This is a genomic window from Candidatus Methylobacter oryzae, assembly GCF_003994235.2.
In the GTDB taxonomy this organism is placed as follows: domain Bacteria; phylum Pseudomonadota; class Gammaproteobacteria; order Methylococcales; family Methylomonadaceae; genus Methylobacter_A; species Methylobacter_A oryzae.
Genome location: NZ_RYFG02000056.1, coordinates 1 through 6,711, shown reverse-complemented (window position 1 = coordinate 6,711; position 6,711 = coordinate 1). Strand labels below are relative to the sequence as shown.

General features: G+C 53.8%; 4 protein-coding genes. All 4 read right to left on the bottom strand.

Annotation, left to right across the window (positions count from 1 at the left end; all coding sequences use genetic code 11):
* Positions 1-166: 166 nt before the first annotated feature.
* On the bottom strand, positions 167-2,317 hold the full coding sequence (gene recQ / locus EKO24_RS06650; protein ID WP_127030730.1) for a DNA helicase RecQ: 2,151 nt from the start codon (positions 2,315-2,317) through the stop codon (positions 167-169).
* A gap of 150 nt (positions 2,318-2,467) precedes the next feature.
* Positions 2,468-4,414, bottom strand: coding sequence for a sensor domain-containing diguanylate cyclase (locus EKO24_RS06645; RefSeq protein ID WP_127030731.1), 1,947 nt, complete (start codon positions 4,412-4,414; stop codon positions 2,468-2,470).
* The gene (locus EKO24_RS06640; protein WP_127030732.1) at positions 4,414-5,448 is read right to left on the bottom strand and encodes a uroporphyrinogen decarboxylase family protein; all 1,035 of its coding nucleotides are present in this window, start codon (positions 5,446-5,448) and stop codon (positions 4,414-4,416) included. The genes EKO24_RS06645 and EKO24_RS06640 overlap by 1 nt, the downstream gene beginning before the upstream one ends.
* Positions 5,445-6,104 (bottom strand): cobalamin B12-binding domain-containing protein, encoded by a 660-nt coding sequence (locus EKO24_RS06635; protein WP_206667222.1) that lies wholly within the window; start codon positions 6,102-6,104, stop codon positions 5,445-5,447. Before EKO24_RS06635 ends, EKO24_RS06640 begins: the two co-directional genes overlap by 4 nt.
* Positions 6,105-6,711: the final 607 nt, after the last annotated feature.

Sequence of the window (6,711 nt, the reverse complement as noted above, 5' to 3'; positions counted from 1 at the left end):
TTATTTTTCTTATCACGGGCGGGCCTTCCGTTGCCTAGGGTTAGTTCATGCCTCATATTCTATACCGGCTGTCAATGCGTAAGTTCTAAGGAATATAAAGACCTTCCAGGTTTTCAAAACCTGGAAGGTCTGGCTCGCAGAGAACGCAACAACATCGTTGAAATAATCACCCCGTCTGATGCTGCAAAGCCGCCCTGACGCAACGCAAAATCCCATAACTGTATTGCCCGCCAAACAGCTCGTAAACCGGTTTAAGCGCGTTCCGCTGCTCTTCGGGCAAGCTGATGATTGCTTCTTCTATGCACCTGATTTCCTGCTCGGGCAATTCAACCACGTCGGTCAGCACCAGCATTCCCTGTTCCAACGATTGGGCCAGATGGCCGTAAATGGTCGTCTCTTGCAGTTCCCGTTGTTGGGCAATCTGTTTTACGTTGTAGCCCAAGCGGAACAGGGCTACCGATTCGGCCATCGTATCCGACAGGCCGATAGGCCCGTTCTTATTCATATCGACAAACTCAGCGATGACCGCCAGGAATTCGTCGGCGTAAAGTTCCAGTTTGCGTTCGCCGATGCCGGACAACAGGCTCATTTCCCGGCGATTGGTCGGCTTGGCTTCCAGCATCGCCATCAACGTCGCGTCATGGAAAATAACATAGGGCGGCACATCCTGGGCATCGGCAAGCATCTTGCGCTTGGCGCGCAACGCATTCCACAGCAAGGTATCGCCGGCTTTCGCAAACTCCCTGCTTGTATTTCTGCTGCCGCTGCGGCCGCGTTCCGGTTTGGCCGGTTGCAAATCCTTGCGCAGCATCAATTGCCGCTCTCCGCGCAAGATCGGCCGGCAGGCTTCGGTCAATTGCAACGCGCCGAACTGGTCGAAATTGACGCTAACCAAGCCCCGCGCGACCAGTTGCCTGAACACCGAATGCCATTGTTGTTCGTCAATATCGGTGCCGATGCCGAAAGTCGACAGTTTGTCGTGAGCGGATTTGACGATTCGCTCGGTAGCCTTGCCGCGCAATACGTCGATCAAATAGCCGACGCCGTAACGCTGTTGAGTACGGTGGATGCAGGACAGCGCTTTCTGTGCGGCCAGAGTGCCGTCCCACGTGTTGACCGGCTCCAGGCAGGTGTCGCAATTGCCGCAGGGCTGCTCGAGACGGTCGCCGAAATAGTCCAACAGCGCTTGACGGCGGCAATGGACCTGTTCGCATAAGGCCAACATCGCATCGAGCTTGTGGTATTCGATGCGCTTGTGCGCTTCGTCGGCGTTGGAGTCTTGCAACATTTTCCGCAGCGTGATCACGTCCTGCAAACCGTAAGCCATCCAGGCGTCGGCGGGCAGGCCGTCGCGGCCGCCGCGGCCGGTTTCCTGGTAATAAGCCTCGACGCTTTTCGGCAAATCCAGATGCGCGACAAAGCGGACATTGGGCTTGTCGATGCCCATGCCGAACGCGATCGTCGCGACAATCACCAAGCCGTCCTCCATTAAGAACTGGTGCTGGTGTTTAGCGCGCAAACCGGCATCCATGCCGGCATGATAGGGCAGCGCGTTGATGCCTTTGCTTCTGAGCCATTCGGCGGTCGCATCGACTTTTTTGCGCGACAGGCAATAAACAATCCCGGAATCGCCGGCATGTTCGGCGCGGATAAAATCGATCAACTGTTCGCGGGAATTTTGTTTTTGCACGATCCGGTAGCGGATATTCGGGCGGTCGAAACCGCTGAGGAACAGCTTGGCCTGCTCCAGTCCCAGGCGCAGCTTGATTTCTTCGCGGGTTTTATTGTCGGCCGTCGCGGTCAGCGCGATCCGTGGAATGTCGGGGAAGCGTTCGTGCAGCAGCGACAGTTGCAGGTAATCGGCGCGGAAATCGTGCCCCCATTGCGATACGCAATGCGCTTCGTCAATCGCGAACAGCGCAATCTTGATCCGTTCGAACAGGGCGCCGGTGCGGTCCGAAGTCAGACGTTCCGGGGCGATGTACAGCAAATCCAGCTCGCCGTTAAGCAATTGTTGTTCGGTTTTCCGAGATTGTTCAAGGGATAAAGTGGAGTTCAGGAACGCGGCTTTGACGCCCAATTGCAGCAACGCGTTGACCTGGTCCTGCATTAACGCGATTAGCGGTGAAATCACAATGCCGACGCCGGGACGGATCAAGGCCGGAATCTGGTAGCACAACGATTTGCCGCCGCCGGTCGGCATCAACACCATCGCATCCTGGCCGGCTATCAGCGTGTCGATAATCTCCTGCTGCCGGCCCCTGAACTTATCGTAGCCGAAGACGGTTTTGAGGATTTCGATGGGTTTGTTAGTCATGAAGCTTTTATTGCCGGGTAATCAACGTGAATATTTACCAGTGAGCTTGGTTAGCGGAAGGTTGAGCTGCCGAGTAATCCGCGATCCGGCCAGTATCGGTTGCCGATGAGATATAACAGGCCGAGGCACGGCGGCGCACATCCTCTGCTGTTATTGCGGGGCAATACACACCTTATTCCTGCCGGATTTCTTGGCCTCGTATAAAGCATTATCCGCCAGATGAAGTAATGAATCAAAGTTGCCGTCTTTGGAAGCTAGAGATAACACGCCGATAGAAACAGTGAATTGCAGAGGCGGGCCGTTTTCCTGGGGTATTTTTACATTCGCAAGCGACGCTCTCAAACGTTCGGCCACTTCAGTTGCTTCCTCCAGGCCTGTTTCCGGCAATAATACGGCAAACTCCTCGCCGCCCAAACGTCCGATGATATCTACTTCGCGTAAAGTCTGCCAACAGACAGCCGCCAGCTTTTTTAGTACCGTGTCGCCTGCGTTATGGCCATAGGTGTCATTGATCTGTTTGAAAAAATCGATGTCCATCATAAAAATGGAAAGCGGATTGCCATAGCGTATTGCGCGGCTGAGTTCCAGTTCTGCCTGTTCGATGAAATGACGGCGATTACTGACACCGGTGAGATAATCGGTATGAGCTTGTTTTTCCAGCTCAATCTGTAGGAGTTTACGGTCAGTGATGTCAATATTAGTGCCCAGCATTCGTAACGGTTTCCCGAGATTATCGCGGAATACTTTCGCAATGGCTTTAATGTAGCGAATTTCACCGCTTGGCCAGCATACGCGAAACTCCGTGTTAAAAGGTTTCTTGCCCGAAAGCGCGTCCTCGACTTCCTGGTCTCCTCGTTCAAGGTCGTCCGGGTGCAATGATTGCCTCCAAGCATCCTCGGTACCGGAAAAGTCCTCGCGGCGGATATGATAGAGCGCATACATCGAATCGTCCCATATCATTTCCTGTGTTTGCAGATTCCAATCCCATATGCCTACGCCATTATGAAGCGTAGCCAATGACAGGCGCTCCTCATGCTCTCGCAACGTATTTTCCGCCATAGTGGTTTGCTGATAAATACGGGCGTTTTCAATAGCCAGGCCGCATACGCCGACAATAACCAGGGCCAGATTGAGGTAGCGCTCGCGAAATTCCGGAAACGCCAGCCGTTCCACGGCAATCACGCCGAGCAACTGCTCGCCGTAAGCAATGCGCAGCAAAAATCCCCGGTGAGCGGGTATCCAGGTATAGTCGGCTTGCAATTCTTGCATCTGCCGCAGCAGAGCATCCGGAATATTGTATTTAGAACTGGGGATCCCGTTTTCAATCCGAAGATAATGTACTTCTTCCGGAGCAAATAGCATGCGGAAGAGCTCTTTGATAGCGTCGATGGATTCCTCTTCAGTCATAATTTGCGCCAGGCGGGAGAGGCAGTCGAACGCCATCGCATAGTCGGACAGTTCGTGGGCGCGTTGATCGGCCTGGATGCAGTTTGCCCGCTGCAGTTCTTCCAGCCGCCACTCCATCACTATTTTAGTTAGCAGAAGCCGGGTGTGGTCGATGCCAACGGCAATCCGACCGGCCGGTAGAGCCACTGTTTCGGCCAACGCCGCCAGATAGACCGGCGCTTGAGAATCTATGCCGGTATCCAGCAACAGCAATTCACGGGCAAAATCCTGAAAGAATTCCCGTGAATTTGCCGGAGTGAAGCCCATTTCCGCCAAGCGTGCGGGCCAATCTTGCAGCCAGGCCGGGGTGGTTAGATAAGCGCCGCGTTCAACGGCGTCGGCCACCAGCGCGGCTCCGGCGACAAGATGAAAGCACTGTTCTTGACGCAGAATGCGGACCGGCGGCCAAGCCTGGGGCGGATTCCCCAACCCGTCAAGGCATGCGCGTCCCAACACGACAACCTGAGTGCAGTCTTTATCCAGCAGCGGGCGCAGTTCATCCCAGCTTGCCGGCGGGCGGCCGCAACGGACCGGGAAAGCGGCGGCGGTTACGTCATCCCAATCTTCGGCAGTAATGGCGGCGGCAATCTCGCGATAGAAACTGTGACAGGTAAGGATGCAGAGTTTGCCGGAAAAAGATGTTTGGGACATTATTCGATCCAATCCAATGGATAACGCCCCCAACGTTCGACCGCATCGCCGATAGCCAGCAGCACCTCATCCGGAACTTGCCAGGGAATTTCACCGTGGTTATCAGACAGGATGAAGCCGCCGCCGCGTCCGGCTTGGGCAATGGCGCGTTTCACCTCGGCCTCGGCCTGCTCTGCCGTCCAGCGCCGCATTTCTATGCCGTTGAGATTACCCAGCAAGGTCAGCTTACCTTGAGCGGCCGCCTTGAGTTTCGCTAAGTCGTCCAATGCACTGACGCCCAGCACAGCGGAGCCGGTGGCGGCAACGTCGTTGACAATGGGCAAACAGCGGCCGGAAGCCAAATGGGTAGCAACAGGGCCATCGATGCGTGCCAGCGTGCGTTTGGCAATCTGCTGCCCGGTCTTCAAATAAAGTTCCCTCGGAATGACGGTGACCGATGAAACCGGGTCGAAATAACAGATGGCGGTAGCTCCGGCGGTCAGTTGGGCATTACTCCATTCCACGCAAAATTTCTCGTTAGCTTGCATTAGACGAGCAAATCGCTCCGGTTGCTCGTAGATCAACTCGATGTAACGGTCAAACCCCATCTGTATGACAGGAAACGAAAAAGGGGATGTGGCTACAGCAATGATCGGTACGCTATCGCCGACTTTTGCTTTCAGTTGGCGGATGGTTTCCAGTACGCGTACCAAGCCAGGCGAATCGGCGACTCGCGGCGGTTGTACACGGTCGATGTCCTCCGTGCGCTTTATCAGGGGCGCTCCCGAATTAGGCGGGCAATCCGCCTGGAAAATAACTTCGCCGCCCCAGGCTTCCAATTCGAGGGGAACATAAAAGAACGGATAGAGGCAGTCGCTACGGTATTTTTTTAAGAGGCGCATCTGGCCTTCAACGACATAGTCGGCACGAGAAAAATAGTCCTCGATGGACAATCCCAATTCCTTGGCGCCTTGCAGTGCGGTAAGCAGAAATAGCGGTACCCGGTCGGGTTCCTTGTGGCTCAGGGCGGTCAGTACCCGCTGCATGGCGTTCATGTCATTTCCCCGGCCCAATGCTGGACGATGGCTACGGCATCGGCGGCCGATAAGCCCATGGCGTCGGCCCCGACTTCCTGCCAAAGCTGGGAGTCGAACTGGAACGGTGCGCCGCCGACCAATATTTTCAGTTGAACGCCGCGGGCATCGAGAGCGTTGCGTAAGTCCCGTATTTTGAGGGCGGAGGGCATCATTAGCACCGAAATCAATAAGACGCGGAGCTTGTCTGCAACGACCCGTTCCACCAGTTCGTCCACATCCATGCGGCCGTAGTTAAACAGCTCAAAGCCGCTGGCGCGCATAACCGAGTATACGATACGTTTGCCCAGCATATGATAATCGTTGAGAACCACGATCGCTTGCCGCGGCTGGTGCTTGCGTTCAGGATCGCTGGGCGGGAGAACCTGTTCTACCAACTCCTCGCAAAAACGGCCGCTCATGTAGACTTGGGAAAGCGCGATGCTGCCTTCATTCCAATACCGGCCGATCTGTTCAAGTGCCGGCACAACGAACTGCTCCACTACTTCAATAGGCGAATGGCTTGATAACGCTCGCTGAAACAATGCATCGGCCTTGATCTTATCGAGCGACAACAGCGCTTCCTGAAAATCCTGTATCAATGACGCTGTAATGGAAGGTTTTACGTTTGCGATCAAGATCAGATCGTCCTTATCATGATAAATTTTTTAATTGTAATATAAGTAATCCTAAGCGTACATTGAAACAATAGTTCGCGTAGATCCGGTTAGAGCGTAGCGGTTTGCAATCGGCTACGCTCCTTCGGTCTTGATGCGCGGCAGCGGGCCAGTTTCGCCAATTTTTAATATGTCTATTGACGAGGAAAGTGTTAATCGTGTTTTGTTAGTGGGTTAACTTGTCGGAATAGCGTGATTTTGGTTTAGGGTAGTGTGATACAAAATCTATCAATGTCGTACTCGGACTTATTTTTCGCTCGCTACGCTCACTATAAATACGCCGGTTACGGCTGGCGTTAAACGATTTTGCTATTGCCATACGCTTAAATTTTTGAATATCGCACAATGGCCGTTTCAGGAAAGCGGGTCTCGGCGGGAAGCCTGACGGCTTGCGTTCGATTATTTACAAAAACTGATCCAATCGGCATAAAGCACCTCTTAAGAAGCTATATACGGATTATATAGAGCTTTAAATATATTAGAAGTTACGCATTGACCGCTGGTTAATATTGTGGATTGAGCTGGTCTTTGCCGGGCATAAAGCCGGTGATGAACGTGGCGATAACCT

What these genes read in the sequence shown, in the direction of transcription:
- recQ (WP_127030730.1), bottom strand. Translation starts at nt 2,317, where the DNA reads ATGACTAACAAACCCATCGAAATCCTCAAAACCGTCTTCGGCTACGAT.
- EKO24_RS06645 (WP_127030731.1), bottom strand. Translation starts at nt 4,414, where the DNA reads ATGTCCCAAACATCTTTTTCCGGCAAACTCTGCATCCTTACCTGTCAC.
- EKO24_RS06640 (WP_127030732.1), bottom strand. Translation starts at nt 5,448, where the DNA reads ATGAACGCCATGCAGCGGGTACTGACCGCCCTGAGCCACAAGGAACCC.